Annotated in this window: 23 protein-coding genes and 1 pseudogene; 2 read left to right on the forward strand and 22 right to left on the reverse strand. The window is 54.7% G+C overall.

The features are described from left to right. The 10 genes from ACTIKR_RS04865 to ACTIKR_RS04910 form a co-directional block, all read right to left on the reverse strand. The coding region (locus ACTIKR_RS04865; RefSeq protein ID WP_442327253.1) for a PepSY domain-containing protein at positions 1 to 306 on the reverse strand (306 nt) is incomplete at its 3' end. A 64-nt stretch (positions 307 to 370) separates the two neighbouring features. Then, entirely contained in the window at positions 371 to 1396 is a 1026-nt protein-coding gene (locus ACTIKR_RS04870; protein WP_442327254.1) for a metal ABC transporter solute-binding protein, Zn/Mn family, read from the reverse strand. After that, the gene (locus ACTIKR_RS04875) at positions 1393 to 2292 is read right to left on the reverse strand and encodes a metal ABC transporter permease (protein ID WP_193088788.1); all 900 of its coding nucleotides are present in this window, start codon (positions 2290 to 2292) and stop codon (positions 1393 to 1395) included. Before ACTIKR_RS04875 ends, ACTIKR_RS04870 begins: the two co-directional genes overlap by 4 nt. Then, positions 2289 to 3047 (reverse strand): metal ABC transporter ATP-binding protein, encoded by a 759-nt coding sequence (locus tag ACTIKR_RS04880; RefSeq protein WP_442327255.1) that lies wholly within the window; start codon positions 3045 to 3047, stop codon positions 2289 to 2291. Before ACTIKR_RS04880 ends, ACTIKR_RS04875 begins: the two co-directional genes overlap by 4 nt. Further along, positions 3044 to 3994, reverse strand: coding sequence for a metal ABC transporter solute-binding protein, Zn/Mn family (locus ACTIKR_RS04885; protein WP_442327256.1), 951 nt, complete (start codon positions 3992 to 3994; stop codon positions 3044 to 3046). The genes ACTIKR_RS04880 and ACTIKR_RS04885 overlap by 4 nt, the downstream gene beginning before the upstream one ends. 35 nt (positions 3995 to 4029) lie before the next feature. Next, positions 4030 to 4623: a DUF6162 family protein gene (locus tag ACTIKR_RS04890; protein WP_193088786.1), complete on the reverse strand. Its 594-nt coding sequence runs from the start codon at positions 4621 to 4623 to the stop codon at positions 4030 to 4032. After that, positions 4620 to 4955 carry a hypothetical protein gene (locus ACTIKR_RS04895; RefSeq protein WP_226816908.1) on the reverse strand — a complete coding sequence of 112 codons (336 nt, stop codon included), beginning with the start codon at positions 4953 to 4955 and terminating at the stop codon, positions 4620 to 4622. Before ACTIKR_RS04895 ends, ACTIKR_RS04890 begins: the two co-directional genes overlap by 4 nt. Before the next feature lie 198 nt (positions 4956 to 5153). Then, positions 5154 to 5375: a hypothetical protein gene (locus tag ACTIKR_RS04900; RefSeq protein ID WP_193088785.1), complete on the reverse strand. Its 222-nt coding sequence runs from the start codon at positions 5373 to 5375 to the stop codon at positions 5154 to 5156. A gap of 32 nt (positions 5376 to 5407) precedes the next feature. Next, positions 5408 to 6637 (reverse strand): S8 family serine peptidase, encoded by a 1230-nt coding sequence (locus ACTIKR_RS04905; RefSeq protein ID WP_442327257.1) that lies wholly within the window; start codon positions 6635 to 6637, stop codon positions 5408 to 5410. A 189-nt stretch (positions 6638 to 6826) separates the two neighbouring features. Then, positions 6827 to 7789 (reverse strand): LysR substrate-binding domain-containing protein, encoded by a 963-nt coding sequence (locus ACTIKR_RS04910; RefSeq protein WP_442327270.1) that lies wholly within the window; start codon positions 7787 to 7789, stop codon positions 6827 to 6829. A gap of 170 nt (positions 7790 to 7959) precedes the next feature. Between ACTIKR_RS04910 and ACTIKR_RS04915 the strand changes: the two genes are divergently transcribed. Next, a complete protein-coding gene (locus ACTIKR_RS04915) occupies positions 7960 to 8250 on the forward strand; it encodes a hypothetical protein (protein ID WP_193088783.1) in 291 nt (96 codons plus the stop codon). Between the two features lie 376 nt (positions 8251 to 8626). Here ACTIKR_RS04915 and ACTIKR_RS04920 read toward each other — a convergent pair whose 3' ends face one another. The 7 genes and pseudogenes from ACTIKR_RS04920 to ACTIKR_RS04950 form a co-directional block, all read right to left on the reverse strand. Continuing rightward, complete coding sequence (locus ACTIKR_RS04920; protein WP_442327258.1) at positions 8627 to 9787, reverse strand: aromatic ring-hydroxylating oxygenase subunit alpha; 1161 nt, start codon at positions 9785 to 9787, stop codon at positions 8627 to 8629. Positions 9788 to 9805: 18 nt separating this feature from the next. Then, the gene (locus tag ACTIKR_RS04925) at positions 9806 to 11698 is read right to left on the reverse strand and encodes an IucA/IucC family protein (protein WP_442327271.1); all 1893 of its coding nucleotides are present in this window, start codon (positions 11696 to 11698) and stop codon (positions 9806 to 9808) included. A 93-nt stretch (positions 11699 to 11791) separates the two neighbouring features. Beyond that, positions 11792 to 12289, reverse strand: a pseudogene (locus ACTIKR_RS04930) (GNAT family N-acetyltransferase); the annotation flags it as partial. Continuing rightward, entirely contained in the window at positions 12225 to 13520 is a 1296-nt protein-coding gene (locus ACTIKR_RS04935) for an MFS transporter (RefSeq protein ID WP_193088780.1), read from the reverse strand. The pseudogene ACTIKR_RS04930 and the gene ACTIKR_RS04935, both read right to left, overlap by 65 nt. Beyond that, positions 13517 to 14845 (reverse strand): lysine N(6)-hydroxylase/L-ornithine N(5)-oxygenase family protein, encoded by a 1329-nt coding sequence (locus ACTIKR_RS04940; protein WP_442327259.1) that lies wholly within the window; start codon positions 14843 to 14845, stop codon positions 13517 to 13519. The genes ACTIKR_RS04935 and ACTIKR_RS04940 overlap by 4 nt, the downstream gene beginning before the upstream one ends. A 19-nt stretch (positions 14846 to 14864) precedes the next feature. Further along, positions 14865 to 17051, reverse strand: coding sequence for a TonB-dependent siderophore receptor (locus ACTIKR_RS04945; protein ID WP_442327260.1), 2187 nt, complete (start codon positions 17049 to 17051; stop codon positions 14865 to 14867). 236 nt (positions 17052 to 17287) lie between these two features. Then, positions 17288 to 19651 carry a heavy metal translocating P-type ATPase gene (locus tag ACTIKR_RS04950; protein WP_226816904.1) on the reverse strand — a complete coding sequence of 788 codons (2364 nt, stop codon included), beginning with the start codon at positions 19649 to 19651 and terminating at the stop codon, positions 17288 to 17290. 88 nt (positions 19652 to 19739) lie between these two features. Between ACTIKR_RS04950 and cadR the strand changes: the two genes are divergently transcribed. Next, positions 19740 to 20171 carry a Cd(II)/Pb(II)-responsive transcriptional regulator gene (gene cadR / locus ACTIKR_RS04955; RefSeq protein ID WP_193088776.1) on the forward strand — a complete coding sequence of 144 codons (432 nt, stop codon included), beginning with the start codon at positions 19740 to 19742 and terminating at the stop codon, positions 20169 to 20171. Between the two features lie 239 nt (positions 20172 to 20410). On the opposite strand, the gene ACTIKR_RS04960 is transcribed toward cadR, so the two are convergent. From ACTIKR_RS04960 to pstS, 5 genes are all read right to left on the reverse strand, one after another. Further along, positions 20411 to 20698: a DUF1330 domain-containing protein gene (locus ACTIKR_RS04960; protein ID WP_442327261.1), complete on the reverse strand. Its 288-nt coding sequence runs from the start codon at positions 20696 to 20698 to the stop codon at positions 20411 to 20413. A gap of 448 nt (positions 20699 to 21146) precedes the next feature. Continuing rightward, positions 21147 to 21923: a phosphate ABC transporter ATP-binding protein PstB gene (gene pstB, locus ACTIKR_RS04965; protein ID WP_193088774.1), complete on the reverse strand. Its 777-nt coding sequence runs from the start codon at positions 21921 to 21923 to the stop codon at positions 21147 to 21149. 41 nt (positions 21924 to 21964) lie between these two features. Then, entirely contained in the window at positions 21965 to 22849 is an 885-nt protein-coding gene (pstA, locus tag ACTIKR_RS04970; protein ID WP_193088773.1) for a phosphate ABC transporter permease PstA, read from the reverse strand. A 23-nt stretch (positions 22850 to 22872) separates the two neighbouring features. Next, the gene (gene pstC, locus ACTIKR_RS04975; RefSeq protein WP_193088880.1) at positions 22873 to 23832 is read right to left on the reverse strand and encodes a phosphate ABC transporter permease subunit PstC; all 960 of its coding nucleotides are present in this window, start codon (positions 23830 to 23832) and stop codon (positions 22873 to 22875) included. A gap of 148 nt (positions 23833 to 23980) precedes the next feature. After that, entirely contained in the window at positions 23981 to 25024 is a 1044-nt protein-coding gene (gene pstS / locus ACTIKR_RS04980; RefSeq protein WP_193088772.1) for a phosphate ABC transporter substrate-binding protein PstS, read from the reverse strand. Positions 25025 to 25352: the final 328 nt, after the last annotated feature.

Here is a 25352-nt window from a genome sequence, read left to right on the forward strand (position 1 = left end):
GCCATCCTGATAACTGGTATTGACCGTCAGGGCAAACTGCGATTTGACCGGCCGGCGTATGGAGTTGACCACCGATCCCGGATGGGCCTGCTCAACGCGCGCCAAAACCTCATCATAGGTCAGCATTCTGGGGTTGCCGGCTGGCGGGTTGGCCCGCACCATCGGGCTGGCCAACCACTCGATTTCCTGGCTGACCGTCGCAATACTGCCGGTCAGGCAAATGAAAAAGATAAAGCCCCAGATCGGCAATGCCAGCCAGCTGTGAATAAGGAACCAGAGCTTGGCTTTGGATTTTTTCTTGACCATGCTTACCTAACCTCGCCTATGATCAACAATTCAGATGTCATCAACATAATTTGCCTGTTCCACGTCAGCCCGGGTTGCCGGCAACCAGTGCCTGTACCAGGCGCTTGCCTGCCGCTTCCAGCACCGCCGCCGGGTCGTCGCCATCGGTTTCCACAATCACCGGTTTGGCGCCCGCGCCGGTAATCGCGGCGGCCACATCAGGGCTTGCGGCTTCGTGCAGCAGAACTGCATGCACGCCACTGTCCCTGATGACTTTACCCAGCGCGGCCAGCGCCTGCGCGTCCCAGTCGACCTGTGCGGTCACCGGCACGACATCAAGATTGAAGGCACCGGCCAACGAGTGCAGCCGCGGTGACAACACAACGACAGACAGATTCGGCGCATCAAGTAGTGCAGACTCCACCTGGGCGTTCAGGGCAATCAGGCGCTGGCGCAATGTCGCCAAATTCGCCTCTACTTTGTCCTTGGCACCCGGTTCAAGCCGCTGAATGTCAGATGCAATAATGTCGGCCATCCGCCCCATATTTACCGGATTGAGCCAGGGATAATCTGCTGCGGAGTTAGTGTCTGCAGTGGAGGCAATACCAGGCAGACCATGGTCCACGGGATTGGCGGCATCAATTTCAATGACCCGAATATTGTGTTTTCGTGCCTGCGGATAAAGCGGGTCATCCGGCCAGATAGAACGCAGATGAACAACCGCATCTGCATTTCGCACGACGCGATCAAAAGATTTCGCGCCACGGCCCGACAAATAGGAGTAATGGCGGGATGCCGGCAAATTGGCGGGCGTTGCCCGACCCGGCACGATACCGCTACCTTGCGTCAGGGCCTGAAGTAGCCCGTAGACAACCGGATGCGCTGCCACAACGGTTGTTGCCTGCCGGTTCGGCGCAGCCGAGGCCGCAGCACCAGGGGCCATGCCAGAAGCCAAATTGCCTTGAGTCGCAGCGTCTGCAGCACTACGGCTGCGCGTCTTAACTTCATCCTGGGCCAGCGATGGATTGGCCAGCGCCGTTGCCATGCATAGCGTCAGCAGCGCCAGTCGTATCTGGAAAAAATAGGGGGGAGAGACAGCAATCGGCTTCATGCCGTTGTTCCTTTCAATGCAGGGATAAATCCCCTGGCCAGCGCCGAGAGAATAAACACGCTACCGGCAACCAGGATGATGGCTGCGCCCGAGGGTACCGGTAAAGCGAACTGGATCGGCAGAAGAATACCTGCCAGGGTACTGACAATCGCGATCGCAATTGACAGCCAGAAAAAGCCGCGCATCGATTGCGCCAGAATTCTTGCTGTGGCCGCAGGAATAACCAGCAATGCACCAACCAGGATTGCACCAATGACCTTGACCGCCGCAACGGTCACCAGCGTGACCAGCACAACAAACAGATAGTCCATCAGTGTCGTGCGCACTTTGCGTACCGCTGCCAGCTGTACATTGAAGCTGGACAGAATCAGATGGTTGTAATTGAACAGCGCCAGGCATGCGGTCAGCAACCCGATGACACTGAGCACCAGCAGGTCTTGCGAGGTGACCGTCAGTACCGAACCGAACAAGACGTTTTCCAGAATATGAATATTGATCTTGCCTGCCAGCAACAGCAGCAAGCTGCCACCCAATGCCAGTGAAATTGATAGAAAAACACCGATCAAGGTATCCGAGGCCAGACCGGTACGGTTGCGCAGATAATTGAGCAAAATACCGAATAACAGACAGAACCCGAATAGACTCCCATATGGACCGGTGTAGGGTTCACCGACAAGAATCCCGATGGCCACGCCAGTCATGGCGGCATGCCCTACCGCTTCGGAGAAAAAGGCAAATCGCTTGACCACAACCAGTGTGCCCAGTCCGCCCAGCAATGGCCCGATGATCAAGCCGGCCATAAAGGCATTGACCACGAAACCATACGTAAACATTTGCGGAAGCACCCCGTCCTGAGCCCATTGCTGCAGCAGCGTGCGAATCGTATCAAAGATCATGCCGCCACCCTGGCTTGGGCAGGCGACACGGGCGCCGCCAGGTGAGCATCCATGCGCGGATGAGCGGAAAACAGGACCAGCAACTGTTCGGTCGACAATACCTTGGCAGGCTCACCCTCAAACACAACCCGGTGGTTCAGACCGGTGACCTGGTCGGCCAGGCGCCTGACGGCATCAAGATCATGCTCTACCCACAGCACGGTAACGCCGCTGTTACGCCAGTAGCCAAGCAGATCTTCAAATACGGCAACGCCGGCTTCATCCAGTGCCGCCATGGGTTCATCCAGCACCAGCAGCGACGGGGCTGGAATGAGCGCCTGCGCCAGCATGATACGCTGGCGCTCGCCGCCTGAGAGTTCGCCCATGCGCCGCTTGCGCTTGTTGTGCATGCCAACGCGCAACAGGGCGTCGTCAATGGCATGGGTATTGCGCGAGGACAATCCGAAAAATGCTGGTCGGCGCTGTGTCATGACACCCATGAAATCGTTGACCGTCATGGGCAGGGTCCGATCAAATTCCAGTGCCTGTGGCACATATCCGATCACGCCCGGCTGTGCAGGCCAGGTCAGCGTCAATGCGCCCTGATGCGGCATTTGCCCCATCAGGGTTTTGATAAGCGAGCTTTTACCCGCGCCGTTCGGGCCGATCAGCGCATGAATACTGCCCGCCTGCACATGAAGATCAATATTATGCAGAATCCGGGTCTGCCCAAGCGAGAGCCGGACCTGGCGCATGTCGACGCACGGGCCTGTCATTTGCCGGACTCCTGCATTGCCCGCACTACGGTATCCAGGTTCTTGGCCGTCTCGGTCTCCAGCTTGTCGGCCGAGTATTGGCCATAGGAAATATGCGTCAAGGGATAAAGACGAACACCGGTCTCGTTGCGAATCGTATCCACATACGTTGACGGAAAATCCATTTCTGAAAAAATCACATTCACATCCAGCTTCTTCAACTGGTCAATCGTGCCCTTAAGCTGGGCCGGACTGGGTTCAATCCCATGTGCAGGTTCAACCACTGCCGTCACTTCCAGCCCGAATTCGCGCAACAGATAATCATAGGCCCCGTGAATTGTGGCTACGCGCATGACGCCAGCAGGCACACTGGCCAAACGCTGCAATGCCTGCGCACGCAAGGTCCGTAGCTTTTTCGTGTACTTGCGGGCATTTTCCCGGTACGCCTGAGCATTGTCCGGATCGATCTTCGCCAATTCACGCGCAATGGTGTTGACCTGGGCGATGGAACCGGTTACCGACAGAAAGGTGTGAGGGTTCACAATCTTTCCTGATGAGGCGCCGCTACCGGCACGGGCAGCTGACCCCGTCGCTGCCAGCAAGGGCACATTGGCGTTGGCTTCGATCAGTGGCACCTTGGCGTTGTCACTAGCCTGGATCATGCGATCGGCAAAATCATCGTGGCCGATCCCGTTGACCACGATCACGTCCAAGTCATTGATGCGCTTGATATCTTCAGCCCGGGGTTCATACGCATGCGGATTGAAGCCTGCGGGAATAAGCGGAACCACTTGCGCCCTGTCACCGACAATATTGGCGACGTAGCTATAATAGGGATGCAAGGTCACGCCGATGCGCAACACCTTGGCGCCGGCAACGCTGCAGACGCTCAGCAATATCACTGAGCCGCAAAAAAAAGACAAGGCGCGAACCCGACCGGCAAAAACAGACAGCAAAAAAGACATCATGAGTGTTGAGAAAAAAGAGGTTGAGTGCTGCTGCACTAGTGTTGGTGGCGAGTAGCGCCGGCGTCAAATTGCGAGACAATCTGCTGCCAGCCTTCCTGTGTCAGGCTGTCCGGGTTCAGGGCAGCGGGAACCTGCGCCGCCGCATCTGTCGTTTTGTACAGCCAGACCTGAGCCGGGCTGTCTTGCTCCTTGGCATAACTAGCGGCGCCTGGTGAGTGCGTCACCCGCAACAACATTGAGCCCGCAGTCGTTGGGGCTTGCGTGACGCCGATATAGGCAACCACCTGGCCTTCCTGCTTCATGTGCCAGTCGTGACCACCACGCCGTCCCGTGGAGGCGTCCACCACAAAGGGTGGAATCATCTGCTCGGCCAGATCGCTGACCTGAGGCGGCGTCTGCGCGAAACCGACCTCCTCGGCAGCAACCAGCAGATCGGCGTACACGCCCTGCTCCGCCGCAGTCAAGCCGTGGCGTGCATCTATCTGGTCTGTCTGTATCTGCGACACCGGTGCACTTGTGGTTCGCAACACGATTGTCAGCGTAGCAAGCAGCACAATACCTGCGCACACCGCCAGAACCGCGCCCGTTTCATGTCCCGCACCGGCAGGCCGAATGGCCTGTACCGTCATTGCGTGATCTCGCTCTGGTCGATCTCTACCACGTGGCCCGGGCCCGCGTCGAACAGAATGTAAAACTCCTGCTCCGGCTTCTTGAATTCCAGGGTGGACTCCGGGGACAATTTCCCCGGAAGCAGCATTTTTTCATCATAGGAGATGACATCCAGCGTGACACCCGGCGCCGCCGAACCGTCGGAGAACCCGCCTTTGCACAGTACTTTGTCTGCACCTACCGCCTTGCAGGAAGCGACCGGGTTATGAGCCCAGGCCGATGTAGCTGCCAGAGCAGAAAGAAAAAAAACGCCGGTCAGGAAGGCAGACCGTGTGCTGTGTGAAGATTTCATAGGGGAAAAATGCCGGTGAGACGACGCGGATCTGAGGATCGTGCGACGGACGATATAAAACAATGTTATGTCGCGGTACTGTAACTGAATTAGTAGTTAATGTAAACTATTCTCATTGTCATTTCTATTAAATAGCGTACCTTTTTACAACAAATGAAGCTCAACGCGCTATCGTCGGTGCTGGTGCAGTCCGCCTGTTTAGCAGTACGGCCGCATAGGTCTGTCTGCCTCCACGGCAGCCACGCCCTCTACAGCACGCAGTTCAGTCACTTTTTCAGCCTCGATATTGCCCGAGAACAGGCCCAGGGCGGTCATTTCCCGTTCTACGACCATGCCTTGCCGGCGACAGTCTTCCACAACCACAGAAAAGCGATTCCGATAGGTCTCCTTGACCAACACCGTCAAAGTAATGCGTACCATCGCCCTCTCCTGAATGTTTTTCATCGGCGCATTTACGAGCCCATGCCCTGGCCATTGACTGCGGCCGGATGTCCGGGCGCCTGAACCAGTCCGCGTCCTACATCGCGCTGTGGTAATGGCAATGGGCGTGCATTTTGCACTATGCGATCCCGCAATATGCTGCCCCTGGCAGCAGGATCGGACTGGGCAAACAGCGCAGCCACCCCGGCAACGAACGGCGTGGCCATGCTGGTTCCGCTGATGGTATTGTAATTTTCCGGACTCGGCCATGACGAAAGCACATCGACGCCCGGCGCCGCAATGTCCACTTGCCCGCCGTCATTTTGCACGCCCCCGCTGGAAAAGGGGGCTACCGCCATATGCTCGTCAATGGCAGCCACCGCGACAATGGATGGACAATTGGCCGGATGCGAGACCGGCGCGATGTAGTCGGGTCGTTGGCTTTCATTGCCTGCGGCAGCAATAATCAATGTGCCGGCGGCCAAAGCGCGCTTTGCTACTTCTTCGAAAATTTGTGAATAACTGTCTCCTTCCTTGGCGGGACTGCCCAGTGACAGGGAAATAATCTCGCAGCCCTCACCCACTGCCCAATCAATGCCATCGAGCACACTCCCGTCGCCGCCGCTGCCGTCATTGCCCAGCACTTTGCCGATGTACAGTTGTGCTTGCCCGGCCACGCCATAACGAGGGCCGGCAACCGGCTTCAGGATCCCCGCAGCAATACCGGCGCAATGCGTGCCATGGCCGTTTTCATCCTGAACCTGGGCACCGCTCACGAAGGAACGCGACTCGATCTGCCGCTGCGCAAAATCCTGATGCTGCACGTCCAGGCCGGTGTCCAGAACAGCCAGACGGATACCCGTGCCGGTGTAGTCTGAATGATCGACACCGCAGGCGCGTACGCCCCAAGTTGCCTGTGCATCGGAATCGCCTTGTGCAGTGCCCGCAGGCAAGTTCGACGGTATCGCGATTGCACGCACGCTACGCTCGGGTTCAATCATCAGAATATTGCTCTGCGCCTGTTGCGAGGCCGTTTGTATCGCATTGCCAGCGGCTACTTCGCAACGGATCAGGGCGGCACCAATATGATCAAAAACAATTGCACAGTTCAGTTCCAGCGTAGTGTATTGCCGGTCGGTCGTGTTTTCGGATTTGACAATGGAAGCGCCGGTAATGCGCTGTAAATCCCGTATTCCGTCTTCAGTTCGCCCGTGCCGTAACAGCACAATATAGCGGCCGGTCGTGATCGCAGATTCAGCCATACTGTTCTCCTTCTTTAACAAAGCAGTCGGATAATCAACAAGACCCTGGCAAGCCGCCAGTTCGATCAGCCGTCAATTGGCGCGGCACCACCAACAGTACAGGCACCCGCGGCACTCAGCAGATCCGTGCGATATTCCGTGTTCAATACAGCTTACTACAGCAGCGCGAAAATTTCACTTGACATTTTCTCACTTGCCATTTTGATTCGTTGTCCGGCTATTGCCACCGCCCTGTTCGCTACGCGCGTCCTGCAACAAGGTCGCACGCGAGGCAGCCAGTTCCTCGGTAATCCAGGTGCGCAAGGCAGCTAACGCAGGCCAGTCGCGCAATGCCGGGCGGTAGACAAGGTGAATGGCATGCGCCGTGTCGTAAGCGACCGAGATCGGTGACAAGCGAATCAGCTTGCCATTGCGAATTGCATCTGCAGCAAGCAGCTCTCGCGCCAGCGTCAGCCCCAGCCCCTGTTCTGCAGCCTGCAGCATCAGTCCCATATCGTTGAACTCGGCTACGGTATTGAACGGCACTTGCAAGCCGGCCGCAGCAAACCAGGCCTGCCAGGCGCCTCGATCGCCCAGCAACGGTTCCTTGAGAAAGGCAGCGGGCGGTGCGCCGACAAGCCGGCGCGCATCCACGGCGCAACCGACCACAATCAGCGGCATGGGATCTTCAAAAAGACGGTCAGCCACGACGCCTTGCCACGGCCCCATACCCTCGCGTACCGCAGCATGGAATCCGTCGCGTTGCAGATCAACAATTTGCTGAGATGCCGTTATTTCAAGTGCTATATCCGGATGGCGTTCCCGCCAGCGCTCCAGTCGCGGCAACAACCAGCGCTGCGCAAACGACGGCACCACCGAAATGCGCAGTTTTTTCTCTACGCTGTCCGAAGCCAGCCTGGCCAATTGCAGCCCGTCCTCAAGCTGAATCATCGCCGACTGCACGGAACACAAAAATGTAGCGCCTGCTGCATTGAGTACGATCCTGCGGCCCTGGCGTTCAAACAGTGCAAACCCCAGCGTGCTTTCCAACTGGCGGATCTGCTGGCTGACCGCGCTATGTGTCAGGTGCAGCACTTCTGCAGCGGCACGCAGATTTTGTAGCTCAGCTACGGTACGAAAGGCGGGAAGCGTATTTAAGGGGATTCTGGCCATCACGTTCACAATGGGTAAGGTCTCTGCTTGCACCAGAGACGATTGGTAAGAAAAAATGACCAATCTAGTTAAAAATCATTGATTTTATTCGGTCAAATGGATGGTTAAACTTACCATAAGTGTGCTGCTTCCAGCAATGCTTATCTACACATCGAGCTTAAGGAAAGATCATGAATACTGCTATCCAGACCCCTTCCTGCCCCAGCCTTGCCTGCACCGCCAAAGGCGATAGCCGGCTTCGCAGACTGTTCGCGACATTACGTTCCAAAGCAGGGCGCCGAGCATTGACCGCCCTGCCCGACGCAGTCAATCAAGATGACCCCTGGTCAACGGCGGTCAGCCAGATCCAGCATCTGGACTCGCATGTGCTGGCAGATATCGGCGCCCCCAGATGGGTCATAGACGAAGTCAGCCGCCGCCAGCGCAACGATGGCATATTGGACATCACTAAAAAATGGTAAAGGCTGGACAGGATGGCTTCGCGCAGACGTCGCCGCAACACATCAATGCTGTTGCGGCGGCCGTTACATCGAGCCGCCGATGGTCGCATTGAACGCCTGCAACGCCGGCATAACAACCGCTACCCTGCAGCCTGAGGTGATCGGGCACCTCTTCACCTTGCGACAAGCACATTGCTCGCAGCGGTGCACGGCGGCGCTTGGCGCAATGAGGTCAGCAGGCCGGCCGTGCTGCCAACACAACACCGTGGGTCGGACACCACATTGAAGGCCCAACATGTCTTGTATCGCAAAATAAACATGTACCTATTGCCGGGGCGTTTATCGATAATCACGCAGCAGGTGAAACAATTGCAAATGTCGTTATTGCAAATCCGTATCAGAAGGTGCCCGGCACTGGGTGTTGTGTGCTATCCATATTCATCATGGTGCGATACCAGGCATGAAATTGCGCCATCCCCTCTTCCAGCGGAATCTGATAGGGGCCGTGGTCATTGCGATCCCGCAAATACAGCGCACGACGTCCTTCATCTATTCTGACCGCGATTTCGTCATCCTCTTCGGCCGTCTCCATATAGGCCTTGCGATGGTACTCGGCCAGTTTCGGGCTGAACGCCAATACATCGTCGGGATAATAAAATTCAATCAGATTAAGCGTTTCCCCGGGACCTTTGGGAAACAGCGACGACACCACCAGCGCATGCGGGAACAGTTCAATCATTAGCGTGGGATAAATAGCGATCCAGATTGCGCCGAACTGAGGCGTTTCATCGCCCATGTACTCTTTGAGCAGGCGTTCCCATTCCCGATATACCGGTGTACCGCCCTTTTGCAGAGTCTGTTCGGCGCCAACCGTCTGCTTGCAATACCAGTTGCCATAAGCCCAGCGCAGGGCATCGCATTCCACATATTTGCCTAGCCCCGGGTGAAACGGCCCGATATGATAATCGTCATTGTAGATTTCGATAAAAGTTTTCCAGTTGCATGGGCAGCTATGCGTTTCTACATGATCAAGCCGGTAATGGGAAAGATCATGCCCCAGTTCATCAAACAGCGTTTGAATATCGTGCGGCAGACCGGACGGATGTTCAAACAAAAAACCGCTCATGTTCAGCAAGGGAGAGGACTCCAGCTTTTTGCATTGGCGAATTTCAAACTGCGGCGCCGACAGAAGCTCGCCATCCGCACGATAGGTCCAGGCATGGATCGGGCAGACAATATTGCCGCCGGTCTGTCCCAGCGAACCGCGATGTTCGGTCAGCTCGCAGTTGGTGCTGTAGCTGCCCAGCATCAATGCCTGGCGGTGGCGGCACACATTGGACATCAGTTTGATGCCATCGGCGTTGTGTACCAATACCCGCCCGCCGTTTTCCTGTGGCAGCGCGTACCAGTCCTGCACTTCTGGCACGCTGTTTTCATGCCCCGCATAAAGCGGGCAGCAACGGAAAATGTGCTTCTGCTCCTGCTCATATACCGCCTGATCAAAATAGGCACTGACAGGCAGTGGAGAAGCCAGCTTCAGAATGTCTGCAAGGTCCATGCGAATTCTCCGGAAAGATCAGGCGGGTTCGGGCTGCGGCATCAGGTTTGAGGCCTCCAGCTCGGCCACCGACAGCGCGCGAAAGCGTGCGACGGGATTGGGCAGGTTCTCGGCCATGGTCAGGCTGCCGGCCGTGTCCGACAGATCCACCATCTGCAGATTGTTTTTCAATTGCAGGCGGTTCAGGCATGAGTGTCTGAAATCATCTGCAAAGAAGTCGTAGCGACCGAATTTGTCGGCCAAAGCCGGATGCGCCTGCTGATACCGTTTGACGGACAGCGCAGCCAGCATCCAGAACTGTTCTTCGTTGCAGCAGCCGCTGCTGTGCAGGATGTCGCTCATATGCCTGAACACGCCATCAAAAATATCGATGAATATTCCCAATATTTTGTAGTCTTCCGGCACGCTTACCTTGAGCCGGGCGATATGCTCCGGAATGTCGAAGTCCTGATCCAGAATCGCGCTCTCTTCGGCAATGTCCTTCATGATGCAGCGCTGCGGCACATTACTGTGGTCCATGACCATGATCAGATTCTCGCCATGCGGCATGAACACCAGCTCATAGGCATAGAAACAATGCACCACAGGCACCAGGAAAGCGTCGAAATAGCGGCTTAGCCATTGACTGCCAGACAAGCCGGACTGCTCAATCATCAGTGGCAACAGCGCCTGTCCGTCGCGGTCACGATGCAGCAACGATGCCATGGTCATCAGCCGTTCTGTTTTCTGCACTTTGGCGGCCGGGCTTTCACGCCATAACACAGACAGCATTTTTTTGTAAGGGCTGTCCTTCTTCAGTGCGGCCTCGTAATAGCGATTGGTGTAGCCGATAGAGGCCACTTCCTGGAGGATATCAAAACCGTTCTGGCGTAAAAAAGCATCATTGCCAATCAGTTGCTTGAGCCATTCGTTGATTGCCGGCGTACCTGCCATGTAATAAGGAGACAGACCACGCATAAAGCCCATGTTAAGGATGGACAGGGAGGTTTTTACATAGCATTTGGCTTGATCCGTGTGATTGAAATAGGTGCGGATCGATTGCTGCGCCTGATACGTATCCTGGCCAATACCCAGGTACACAATGTTGCGTTGTGCAATGTCTGCGACAAACGCAATACTCAAACGATTGAACCACTGCCATGGATGCGTAGGCATGAACAGATAATGATCGGGGTCCAGCCCCAGTGCCTGCACCTGCCCGCGATAGTCAGCCACCCGTTGCGACCCCAGTTCCTGGCGAACAAAACTGTCATATTCCAGCGTGGAGAGTGAGGCGAAATGAGCATGGTTGCGATGTACCGCCAGCCATACCAGCGTGAAGCGATTGCCGGTTTCCGGCGTATAGCTTTCATAATCGAACACATTAAAACCAATGCGACCGTTATTGGCAACAAAACCCGGATGCCCCTCGGTCATGGCCGCTTCTATCTGCTGGTAGTCTGCATGCAACAGATCCTTGCTGTCCAGTGACTGGTGGCATCGCTTGTACGCTGCGCCATACAACGTACTGCTTATTTCATCGAGATACACCGGCAGTTTGTCAGCAGGTATGGCCAGCGTTTCCTTAAAGTCGATAATAAACGACAAGGCGTCAGGTTCGAGTGTCTGGCCATTGCAGATACGGGTGACCGACGGCTCTGAAACATGCCAGTGCCGTAACATCATGGGACGAGCCAGGTACTTGTATTGCGTTTGCCCATCGTCGGACACCAGTACATAGTCCTGCAGGCTATCGTCATGGGCCGCATGACGAGCGTCATGAGGCGCGTCACTGCGCGCAGGCGTCAAAATCTGTTCATGAGAAAATTCGGCAATGGCTTTGGCAACCAGATGACGATTGACATGTTTCCAGATCTCGGGCTCGAGATGGCGCAAATGCTGTTGCGCTGGCGGTACGGGATAATGGCTCATCTTAGTAGTTCCTGAAAGTGATAGGGTTGCGTCGAAGGCTGGCCTGGTGGCAATAGACAGCATGGCCTGCTTGGTTTTAAGGGCAATGAGACCGACCTCTGCGAATCCGGCCTTGCGATTAAGCGCCCTTACCTTGTCATTGCGGCTGTCGGGTTCAACCACGACCCGTCGCGCACCAACCTGATGAAACAGGTAATGCATGACATGCCGCATGACATCGAGCGTATAGCCATGACGCTTCTCGGTTGCCGGCGCCACAAAAAAATGCATGCCGATGTCGCCAGGCTCCACCTGGTAATGCCGGGCAATATCGTGATGCTGCGGGTCATAGCATTCGAGCAGAAAACAAATCTGTCCGCGCTGCGTACCAACCCAGGCCCACTCATGCGGGCTGGCCTGCTGCGCCTTGTAGAACGCCAATACTTGCTGCCGGGTCATGTCTGCCATGTCCCAGTAGCTGGCGTATTCCAGGTCAAACCACGGATGAAATACGGGTACATCCTGCTCGGGAACAAGTTCCCGAATCTCAAACGCGCCGGGATTCCAGTTCAATTTCGCTGCTCCTGTCTGTATCGGCGCCCTGCGGGACACCAGCTGTCTTGATATGGTCCAGATTCAGCGTCAGCTTATTGGCCAGCCATGTCAGCGCAATGCCGGCAGCGGCAATCAGGAACACGGCCTGATGGCTGATCAGACTGACGATATAACCTGCGCACCAGGAGGAAATAAGCACGCCCAGGTTCTGGAAAAAATTGGTGATACTGAAGTGATGCGCATAGTCTTCCTTGCGGCTGATGCTAAACAGGCTGACTTCCAGTTTGACCGCAATCTGAAACAGCCCCCAGCCATACATACAACGCCCGATCACAATTGCAATGTCGGACGGGATCGACTGCAGGTACAGGCCGACCAGTGACAACAGCAAATTCCAGGACAGATTTTCATTGCGCTGCGTCGCCGTCGCGCTCAGCCGATGTTTGACAATCAGGGCAACCACCGCCGCCAGTCCTGGAATGGCAAAAATCAATCCTGCCAGCGTCTGGTCCTTGTGTGCCGTTGCATAGATCCAGTATTCAGAGAAGAACGGCCGTATCAGATAGGCACTAAAATCAAACACAAACATAATCAGGCTCAGTGTCAGGATCCCTTTGGTCAAATGCGAGAATCCGCGACGTGTTGCTACCGGCGCGGGTGCCGTCGCATCATCAGCGACGATGGCTGCCGTATCCTTGATGTCCTGTGCACTGATTTGCTGCCGGCTGTTAACCTTGATGATTTTCCCCGAGCGGTTCAGCCACAGCGTGATGGCCATTTGTCCGAAATCGCCGGCAGCCATCAGGACCAGCGCCGCGCTCGCTCCCAGGTGCTGCAATATGTAGCCGCCCGAGGCAGCGGCCAGGATGCCCGATATGTGCACAACAACAGAGAGCAGCGCGATGGTCCGGCTGTGTTCGTCGCTATTGACGATGCGCATCAGGTACGGAAACATCAGCAGATAACTGCTTTTGAACATGAACATGAGCATGGTCAAAACCCAGTATTGCGTCAGCGTTTCAGCCCAGATGGCCGACAGGCACAGCAGGCCCGCTACGCACTGGGTAAAACCAATAAGCGACATGGGCTCGAACCGTTTGGCTACCCGCACCCAGATCGGCAGCGTACACATGACAGCAATCGAAATAGCTGCCACATACATCCCGGTGTGCACCTGATCGGTATTGCCATAGCGCATGTCAAAAAACTGCGGATAAAATCCGATAAGCACGGTGTCGCTCATCATGCCCAGTGCGGACATAATGATGATGGCAAGGCGTATGGTCATTGATCGCTCAACTGTGCAAACTGGCTGTTCTCTTGCGGCGTGAACGCCTGGAATGTCGTGCCGGTATCGATCGCATACACTTCCCGCTTCATAATCGCATTGATAATGCAGGCATTGCGAAAGCAATTTAATCCCAGATCCGGATTGGTCAGGCCGTGACTATCAAAGCCCGCATTCTGGATATAGACTTCATCACCATTGACGTCTGCGGCATAGTCTTGGGCCAGGCGATAGCGCCCCTGTCTGGTCAGACTAAGTCGATCAGCAATCCCCTGCATAAAATCGGGAATACGGTAACAATAGCCGGTAGCAAACACGATTTCGTCTGTCATGAAGCGGTACCGCTCGCCGGTCTGGCAATGATCGAATACCAGTTCCGTGTCGCTGCCCCGGCGGCGGCATTGGGTGAGTGCCATATTGGTGTACAAGTGTGTCCGACGGGCACTGTCTGGCGACTTTTCATCCAGCTCGTCATAAATCTGCTCGATCAGGCTGGTATTGATGCCATTGAAAATGCTGACCTGATCCTGCAGTGTCCTATGCTTTTGTTGCTCGTCCAGCTTGTAAAAATGCTCGGCATAGTCCGGCGTAATCAGTTCAAGCGTGAGCTTGCCGGTTTCCATCTGAAAGAAACGGGAAGATCGCGTGATCCAGTACAGCTCGTAATCGTGCTGTTCCATATCGTGGAGCAAATCATAATAAATTTCGGCGCCGCTCTGGCCGCTGCCGATCACGGTAATTCTGCGCGCTTTCTGCAATCTGGCTTTTTGCCGCAGATACTGGCCGGAGTGCGCCGACAAATAATCTTCGCCAACGCAGGCGGGCAGACTGGGCATGCTACCGATACCGACCACCAGCCGGCGTGCACGATATTGCAACTGGCATTGATTGCACAAATCGGTTACCGTGGCCACATAACATTGATCGGCATCGTCATACGCCAGCGCGGTAACGTGCCGTTCGTAATGGACACTATCCAGTTGTGACGCGGCCCACTGGCAATAGCGGTTGTACTCCTGCCGGGTCAGATAAAAATTCTCCCGAAAATAATAGCGGTAGATTTTTCCCTGTTGCTTGCAGTAATTCAGATAAGTGAAGGCGCTTGTCGGATCTGCCAGCGTAACCAGGTCCGCCATGAAGTTATTCTGCAACGTCGTGCCCGGAATCATCATGCCATCGTGCCAGCTGAACGCGCTTTTGCGCTCCAGAAACACCGCGGTAAGATTTTCCACTGGCGCCATCAGACATGCCAGCCCCAGATTGAAGGGCCCCAGGCCTACCCCAAGTACATCGTAAATTGTGTCTGCCGCTTGGCTGCCCTTCATTATCTGCTACCTTGATTCTTTAGTACTTTAATTGAACATTCATGCCGACCGAGCGCGAAGGGGCATAAAAGCCCTGCTCCCATTGCGTGGAGGTCAGGTATTTCTTGTCAAACACGTTCTTGACGTTAACCCCTACCGTGACATTCTTGTTGACTTCGTAACTGGCCATCAGGTCAGTCACGGCATACGATTTTTGTTTCAGATAGATGTCGTCTCCGGCCGCTGTCTGACCCTGCAAACGACGCGTCTCCGATTGCCAGCGCACAGCGCCCCCTACTTTCAGCCCCTGTACTGCAGGCACGGCATATGAAGCGGCTACGGTAAAGGAATTCTTGGGGACGAATTCGCGCACGGCCTTACCATCTTCATCCTTGATCGAGAAAAAATGGGTATAACCGGCGCTGACCTGCAGGCCAGGCATCACTTCACCCTGCAACGCCAGCTCAAAGCCGGCAGAGCGCGAGTTCACTGCTTTGTAACGGCTCAGGCCGTCCAGAAAGGTATCGTATTCTGCAGTATTGTCCTGCTCTGCGCGGAACAGGGCGATGCTACCATTGATTTTTCCGTCCGTAGATTCACCCTTGAGGCCGATCTCATAGTTTTTGCCCTCAATGGCCGGCAGAATCTGACCGTTTATATCCACCTGAGACTGCGGATTGAAGATACCGGTATAACTGGCATAAACAGAGTAATTGTCATTCAGATCATAGATCAGGCCAAGGTAGGGAGACAGTTTATTGCGTTTGTATTCACGAGGCTCACCGTAGTGTTCACCTGTGCTGGTTGCCCGGGTGTAGTTAAGACCGGCAATCACCTTGAAATCATCATGCAGATTCAAGCGTGTTGCCGCAAACGCCGTGGTTTTACGAACCGTAAAATCGGAAAAGGTTTCCGTACCATTAGCAAAATCAGGACGTGGAAATTGCCTGTCCCAGACGGACAATGAAGGTAACGGAACGCCCACATCCGCTTCCAACGATGTCATATAGTTTTTACTGCGATTGGCATTAATCCCAAACATGACATCGTGTTGGCGACCACCTAATGTATATTTTCCGGTCGTGCTGATGTCTCCGATCCATTGCTTCTCGTAGCGGTCATATTTTGTTGGATAGGTAGAGAGTCCCAAGCCGGTCGTACGGTCCGGCACACCATAGGCCAGAAACTGCTCGGCATCCTGCGTGATCTTCCGATAGGTCAATGAGCCTTTGGTTTTCCAGCCGCCGCCCCAATCATGATTCAATTCAGCAAAGCTGGTTTGGTCCGTGGTATTCCAGTATGCCCAGTCCGGTGCGTAGCTATCCGATACATCGTAATCAATCGCACTACCGTCGGTATAGTAGAGCGACAAAGCGCCCCACATGGGTGATTTCGATTTGTTCCTCTGATAGGTGTGCCCCAGCGTCAACGTCGTGCGGTCACTCAGGTCTGCGTCCACAATCACACCCAACATGCGTTTTTCCAGGCCGTAGCGATCAAGATGAGAATTGCCTTTCTGATAGGCACCAACGAGCCGGCCGCGTACCGATCCGCTACTGTTCAGTGGCGAGGATATGTCAACATCGAGCCGACGCGTGGCAAAGGAACTGTACGATAAACCCGCGTTGGCGGAAAATTCGCGCTTGGGACGTTTGCGTATGAAATTGACGGTCCCTGACGGGTTACCGGTGTTGGACAACAGGCCATTGGCCCCCTTGAGCACTTCGACCCGATCATAAAAGGCCATGTCCAGGTCGCCGATCTGCTCTTCAGTGGAAAACGGCATTCCCACGCCGTCTATCTGAAAATTGGTAACGTCATAACCTCGGATGATGTAGTAGTTGCGATCCGTTTCCACCTGCTGCACAAACACGCCAGGGACAGCAGAGAGCAAAGACGTCGCGTTATTCAGCCGGAAATCGTCCATTTGCGTGCGTGTTACCACATTGATTGTTTGCGGCGTCTCGCGCGGCGACAACGGCAGGCGTGTGGCACTTGTTGCCACCGGAACGCTATACAGCCCTGTGCCCTCGCTGGTTGCATCGTCTGCAGTTACTGCTTTGATCGCCTGTAAAGTTGCCACGGAGGAGGCCCCACTGGCCGATGTGGCTGCCGTCTGTGCAACTGCCCCTGCCGGCACGGCAAGCGCTCCCAGGATAGAAACCAACAGAATATTGGGGGTAAACTTGCCGCCACTCTGACCAAAATACATCGATGAAACCGCCATAAAAGTCCTCGTTATCTTTTGATGTTAAAGCCAAATGATAACGATTTCTATTTATATTTGCAATTAAATGTTAATGGTCGCTTGCTGGATCCCATAATTTATGACAATTGAAATATTGTGAATGACCATGCGCCGGGGCTGGCGACCGTAGCGAACGCGCTCTCCTGTCCCGGGCATGTTTTGTTGCTATTGACACATTTTTTTTCGATTATTCGATGTGAGCGGTCCGGCGCTAACTACTGCCCTGCAAGCTTTGGTCCCACCCGCAATAGACGCAGTCCATTGGCCACCACCAGCAGGCTGGCTCCGACATCGGCAAAGACGGCAAGCCACATAGAGCCCAGTCCCAGCAGTACAAGCACCAAAAATACCGCCTTGATGCCAAGGGCCAGGCTGATGTTCTGCACCAGCACACGCCGCGTGGTGCGCGATAGCCTGAGGAATGCGGGGATTTTGAGCAGATTGTCGTCCATCAGCGCCACGTCCGCCGTCTCGATTGCCGTATCGGAACCCATTGCGCCCATCGCGAATCCGATATCAGCTTGCGCTAGCGCCGGAGCGTCATTCATGCCGTCTCCGACCATGCCGACAACAGCGTGGCCTCCTTTTTGCAGTTTCTGTACCACTTGCTGTTTTTCCTGCGGCAGCAACTGCGCCTGCGCTTGCGTCACCCCGCTGGTTTTGGCGATGGCCTCGACAACAGATTGATGATCGCCCGACAGCATCACGGTCTTGACTCCCAACTGGTGCAATTGCTCGATCGCGTTGACACTGCTGTCCTTGATTTTGTCGGCGGCGGTAAACAACACGCAAGCAGCACGCGTGTTCATCAGCAGCACAACGCTTTGACCACTGTTTTGTGCTGCCGTCACGCTGTCCTGTACCGCAGCGGTCATGAGGCCCAGTTCCTGCGCCCACACGGCACTGCCCAAGTACCAGCGTTCATCATCAATAACGCCTTGCACGCCCCGCCCGGCCACGGCGACGAAATCACCTACTGTCATGGCCGACACGGCAGCGGCCTCGGGCGCCTGCGCGATGGCCCTGGAAACAGGATGATCGGAGCGCGCGGCAAGACTCACCGCAATGCGCTGCAGCTCGCCTATGGATTGGTCCGGGTCAAGCGGCGTCATGCCTGTCTGCACCGGCTGACCTTGCGTGATCGTACCGGTTTTGTCCAGCGCCAGCCAACGCATGCGATGTCCCTGCTCCAGATACACGCCACCTTTGATCAGGATCCCCATGCGGGCTGCTGCGGTCAATCCACTGACCACGGTTACCGGTGTCGAGATGACCAGGGCGCACGGGCAGGCAATAATCAGCACGACTAATGCCTGATAAATCCAGGCCAGCCAGGCCCCGCCAAAAAAGAGCGGCGGAATAACCGCAAGCAGAACGGCCAATACCACTACGGCGGGCGTGTAATAGCGCGAGAACGTATCAACAAAACGCTGCGTCGGCGCTTTTACCGCCTGGGCTTCTTCAATCTGGTTGATGATGCGGGCCAGCGTTGTGCTATCGGCTGCCGCAGTCACATCGATTTCAATTTCGCCAGCTTCGTTGACTGTACCCGCAAATACTGTGTCGCCCAGCTGTTTGTCTACCGGCACGCTTTCTCCGGTAATAGGCGCCTGATTCACCGTTGTCATGCCGCGAACGATACGACCATCCAGTCCGATACGCTCGCCCGGCGCGATACGCACAAGGCTACCGACCGCCACTTGCGCGACTTCCCGCTTCAGCCATTGTCCGTTGATTTGTACCATCACCGTTTCAGGCGCCAGGTTCATCAGTCCGGCTACAGCCGCACGCGTTCTATCCAGGGATTTTGCCTCGATCCATTCAGACAGCGTAAACAACACCATGACCATTGCCGCTTCAGGCCACTGCCCGATCAGCAAGGCGCAGGTAACGGCAATACTCATGAGCGCATTGATGTTCAAATCGCCATAACGCAGCGCAACCAGGCCCTTGCGGTAGGTTGCCGTGCCAGACAGGGCAACTGCAGCAATAGCACAGACAATGGTCAGCCAGATTGGCCCATCGAACCAGTGGACCAGCTCAGACGCTAGCGCCAGCACCCCGCCCAACGCAAGATGCCACCAGGCAGGCAGGATGCCGCCGGCAATATTGGGAGAGACCTCTTCGCCTTCCGGTTGCGCCAGCTGGGCGCTGCGCGCCCGTCCATGAGCGTGCTGCGCCTGATCGTGCCCGTCGGCGCCGTGATCATGTTTGTGCTGATGATGACCATGCACATCGTGTGCGCCGCCTTCTCCATGACTGTGCGGTGTACCCTGGGCTATCTGGCCGCCTGCCGTATCATGTGAATGCCCGCAGCAGCCAGTTTTGCCCGCCACCCTGGCAGACGCGGGCTTGCCGTCGTGCAGCTCCGGCGTAAAGCCGATCTTGCGGATCGCCTGCATAACCTCATCCAGTATGGCCGGATCATGCGTCACAGACAGGACACGGGACATGAGATTAAAACGAAGGCCGGTTACCCCTGGCTTTTTCTCCAGCGCCTTGCGCAATAGCCGCTCTTCTGTCGGGCAGTCCATTTGCTCGATTCGGATGGCGGTAACACGGGTTTGCTGCTCTGACATGCTTCTACTCCAATTCATCGTATAATGGCATTTAAAACCTTGAAGTAACTTTAGAGTCAAGGCATTATTGAACAGGACAGGAAAAAAGATGAAAATCGGAGAATTGGCCCGCTTGCAGGGGTGTACCCCAGAGACCATCCGCTTTTATGAAAAAGCCGGCCTGCTGCCCGCGCCCGTCAGAACAGAGGGCAATTACCGGCATTATGATAATGAACATGTGCAGCGCCTGCGTTTTATCCGAAACTGTCGGATTCTGGATATGTCCCACGACGAAATCCGCACCCTGTTGCAGGCGCACGACGAGACACCGGACGATTGCCAGCCAGTCAACCAGTCAATTGACGCCCATATTGAACACGTAGAAACGCGCATCCGGGAACTGAGCCAGTTAAAAGCACAACTGGCCTCGCTGCGACAACGCTGCACCGTCCCTCATGATGTCAAAAACTGCGGCATATTTCTGGAGCTGCAGACCGCAGACATGGTGGATCCGCACGTGCATGGGCACACGCACCTGTGAGCCTGCCGGCCGCCAACCCGGATTGGCATAGGCTGGCATTGTCGGCTTGCCCCAGCAATCGGCCCACGAGGGTATGAGCAGGCGCATCGCATACCTGCCCTGGTGCTTTTACTTAGAAATGACATGCCAGGGCTTTTGTCAACACCGCACAAGCATGGGTATTTCATAGCGGGCCGCTGTTTTCGCCAGGTGTTACTGGTCCCGATAAACAGCGGAACGATATAACCCAAAGCGGGATGTCAGACGCCGGGAACCATCAGAAACTGTGCTTCTGAAACGGGCTCGCGGATCGCTTTGGCAGCCTGGTACTGCGCAGGGTCATAAAACGCTCGGGCATGCTGTTCGTCAGGAAACTCCACCACTACGATGCGCTGCTGCTCTTGCGGTCCCTCAAGGGTGACCGGCGCTGGACAACGCACCAGAAACCGCCCGCCATGGGCAGCGACGATATCAGGTGTCAAAGCGGTATAGGCTGCATAGCCTGCGGGGTCGTTGACTTTTACCCGGACGATAAGATAGTACGCCATTGTGTGAATGTTCCTCAGAATAATCGGGAGCAAGACTGGCTGCCTGTTCCGATAATACTATATCTGCTTAGCGGCACGCGCAGGCGCAAAGGAACGTGGCCGCGCAGGTGTCGCCAACAATAAATAGCAGGCGAAGGTTGCTGGTTCTTGGGCCTGTGCCACCAGAACCACATGCCAAAACAAAGCGCCCCACACGAGGCGGGGCGGCGCAATGGATTCACCTATCCATATTATCAAACATTGTTTTAAACATTGCGCCCGCAAATATTACCAATACATGGGAAAATGCGTTGTCAGGGATAACCCTTAGTTGTGGCAAAAATAGCTAAAACGGTCACGTTCAAAACAAACTGCGCCCTGCCGTATCCGACAAATCGAATACCGCAAGGCGCAGCTTTCCACGCTTAGATAAACTCGGCAGGCTGCAGCCTGCCTCGCAATGTCGGTGTTAGCCGAAGCGGCCGGTAATATAGTCTTCGGTTTCCTTGCGCTTGGGCTTGACGAACATTTGTTCCGTTTCACCGAACTCCATCATTTCACCCAAATACATGTACGCAGTGTAATCGGAGCAACGTGCCGCCTGCTGCATATTGTGCGTCACGATGGCGACCGTATAGTCTTTTTTCAATTCGGTAATCAGCTCTTCAATCTTCACCGTAGAAATCGGGTCCAGCGCAGAACATGGCTCGTCAAGCAACAACACTTCTGGTTTGATGGCAACACCACGGGCGATACACAGACGCTGCTGCTGGCCACCGGACAGGCCGTTGCCGCTTTGGCCAAGTTTATCCTTTACCTCGTTCCACAGGGCAGCTTTGGTCAAGGCCCATTCGACCCGTTCATCCATGGCCGCCTTGGACAGGCGCTCGAACAGCTTGACGCCAAAGGCCACGTTATCATAAATGCTCATTGGAAAAGGCGTGGGTTTCTGAAACACCATGCCGACCTTGGCACGCAACAGGGAAATATCCTGCGAAGAAGTGAGCAGGTTCTCGCCATCCATGTTGATCTCACCTTCGGCACGCTGGCCGGGATAAAGCTCATACATGCGATTGAAGGTGCGCAGCAGCGTGGATTTGCCGCATCCGGACGGGCCGATGAATGCCGTTACCTTGTTTTTCGCGATCCGTATGTTCACGTCTTTGATGGCGTGAAATTTTCCATAATAGAAGTTCAGATTCTTGACTTCAATCTTTGTCTGGTCAATCGTAACCAAGTTTTCCATGTGTGTCTTCCTGACGAATACTTTAATTTAGGGATCGCTGACTATTGTTTGCGAAACAAGTTACGGGCGAGAATATTGAGCGCCAGCACCAGCAATGTGATGAGGGTGGCGCCAGCCCACGCCAACTCATTCCAGTCCTTGAATGGACTGGCAGCATATTGATAGATCACGACCGGCAGATTGGCCATTGGCGCATTCATGTTCCAGCTGGTGAACTGATTGGATAGCGCGGTAAACAACAGCGGCGCGGTCTCGCCGGCAATACGGGCCACGGCCAGCAAGACGCCCGTCAGGATTCCAGACATGGCCGCTTTGTAGCATACCAGCGTAATAACGCGCCATTTCGGGCAGCCCAGTGCAGACGCGGCCTCGCGCAGGCTGTTGGGCACCAGCGCCAGCATATTGTCTGTGGTGCGCACCACCACAGGAATAACCAGAATGGCCAGGGCAAAGGAACCGGCCCAACCCGAATAGTGCCCCGAGGTGGCAACCACGATGGCATAAATGAACAGGCCGATAACGATGGATGGCGCAGATAGCAGCACGTCATTCAAAAAGCGGGTCGCCGGCGCCAGCCAGCCCCGCTGCCCATATTCAGCCAGATAGGTCCCGGCCAGAATGCCAATTGGCGTACCGATAGCCGTACCAACCCCGGACATCAGTACGGAACCGATCAGCGCATTGGCCAGCCCGCCGGATTCGCCGGGCCCCGGTGTCTTTTCGGTAAATAGCGAAAATGAGAGTGAACCGCCGCCCTTCACAGCCAAGGTAAACAGGATCCAGACCAGCCAGAACAGGCCGAACAGCAGGGCTGCCGACGATAAGGCAAGCATGAGCTTGTTGCGCATATGGCGGCGACGGTAGATCCAGTTGCCAGGGTTGATGGCCGAATTGGCCTGTGGTGTTGTTGCAGTCGTTGTATTCATGATTTATCTCTTGAGCCCCACAATCAGGATTTCTTACCTTCGGCCGCTGACAATCTTGCCAGCATGAGGCGCGAGGCCATCAATACCAAGGTTGTGATCAGGAACAGGATCAGGCCCAATTCAATCAGGGAAGATTTCTGCAAACCGCCGGCTTCATTGAATTCGTTGGCAATGGCCGATGCGATCGAGTTGGACGGATCGAAAACACTGCCCGGCAGGCGAAACGAATTACCGATCACAAACGTGACGGCCATGGTTTCACCCAATGCCCTGCCAAGACCGAGCATGATACCGCCGATCACGCCGGTTTTTGTGTAAGGCAGCACGACGCGCCACATGACTTCCCAGGTCGTGGATCCCAGGCCATAGGCCGATTCCTTGAGCATAGGCGGAACCACTTCAAATACGTCACGCATGACCGAAGCAATATATGGAATGACCATAATGGACAGCACCAGGCCGGCCGTAAACAGGCCGATACCAAAGGGCGCGCCCTGGAAAAACTGCCCAATAAAGGGCACGCCGCCCAGCACATTGATCAACGTGGGCTGGACGTATTGTTGAAAGATGGGGACAAAGACGAACAAACCCCACATGCCATAAATAATGGACGGAATGGCCGCCAGCAGCTCGATGGCAGTACCCAGGGGGCGACGCAGCCAGGTTGGGGCCAGTTCGGTGAGGAACATTGCGATGCCAAAAGATACCGGCACAGCGATAATAAGAGCCACAAACGCGGTAATCAGCGTACCAATAATGGGAACAACCGCGCCGTAAACGTCATTCACAGGATCCCAGTCATTTGTCCACAAGAAGGCCGCACCATACTTGAGCAGCGTTTCCTGACTTCCATACAACAGTGAAACCATGATGGCCGCAAGTAGCATGAATACAAAAAAGGCAAAAAAACGTGCCACATTCTTGAACAACATGTCGGCAAACGCGTTGCTCTTGGCCGGTGTCGGAGGAAGTTGTTTTTGCATAGTCTGGATGGCGGACCGGGTAGGCTCGGCCCCTGTTGTCGTTATCGAAACGCTCATTGTAAACCCGTCTTGGTGTTCGTAAAAAACATGGCGGCTTAAATGATTAAGTCGCCATGTTTTGTTCAGAGGGTCAAGTCGTGTGACCTGATTATTTCCAAACCGCCTGACCGTCTGCCGTTTTGATCTCGGCAGCCCATGCTGCGCGAACTTCTTTGGTTACAGCATCTGGCAGTGGTACATAGTCAATTTCAGCAGCGGCTTTGGCACCGTTTTTGAATGCCCAGTCAAAGAAAGACAGGACAGCTTTAGTCTGTTCTGGCTTGTCTGCTTTCTTGTGCACCAAAATAAAGGTTGCTGCTGTTACGGGCCAGGAATCAGCACCTGGCTCTTCGGTCAGTACGACACCCATGCCTGGCGCGCTTTTCCAGTCGGCGTTGGCTGCAGCGGCAGCAAACGCTGTCTGTTCAGGCTGAACGAATTGGCCATCTTTGTTTTTCAGCTGAGTCCAGGACAGATTGTTCTGCTTGGCATATGCGTACTCAACGTAACCGATAGCGTTTTTCAGCTGACCTACATAAGCAGCTACGCCTTCGTTACCCTTGCCGCCCTGTCCTGCCGGCCATTTGACGGCCTTGCCTTCACCCACTTTTTCTTTCCACTCGGGAGAAACTTTGGACAGGTAGTTGGTCCAGCCAAAGGTTGTACCTGAACCATCTGAACGATGGACAACGATAATGGCCGCGTCAGGCAAAGTGACGCCAGGGTTCAGGGAAGCAATCGCCTGATCGTTCCACTTGGTGATTTTACCCAGGTAGATATCGGCCAGAACAGGACCTGTCAGTTTCAGTTGGCCTGGTTTGATGCCATCGATATTAACGACAGCAACGGTACCGCCAATGACCGCGGGAAACTGCAACAGACCATTTTCAGCCAGTTTCTTTTCGTCCAATGGGTCGTCAGACGCGCCAAAATCTACCGTCTTGGCGATAATTTGTTGTTGGCCGCCACCAGAACCGATAGATTGGTAATTGATTTTATTACCGGTCTCAGCTGCGTACATGGATGCCCATTTGGCATAAACAGGGTATGGAAAAGAAGCGCCTGCACCGGTCACGTTGGCGGCATGTGCGGCGAAAGTCGCAGTCGACAGCGCGATGGCGACAGAGACGCTTTTAAGTGCATGTTTGAACATGTATATTCCTTAATACGTTAAAGAGGTAACAAAATACGAACCTTGGTGTCCATGCCGAGTATAGTAAAACGGTTATATGACAAGATAGTGACAAATATAAGGCAGTTTTTTTCCGTCATCAGGGAAAACACTATATTTATAATATTTATTATTTATTATCAATAGCTTAAAGAATAATTCATGTGACAAAATTGTGTCAAAAGACCGCAAAATCATCTAAAAAAAGCAGACTGCAAACAACACGTCGCAAGGGCCTGTCATATTATGTCATGTTACAAACTGCCGTTGACTCACCCTCACCTGTCTGCTTTTCGTATGTGGTTTTTTT

Origin of the sequence: Advenella sp., from assembly GCF_052108595.1 — a bacterium.
Classification (GTDB): Bacteria; Pseudomonadota; Gammaproteobacteria; order Burkholderiales; family Burkholderiaceae_B; genus Advenella.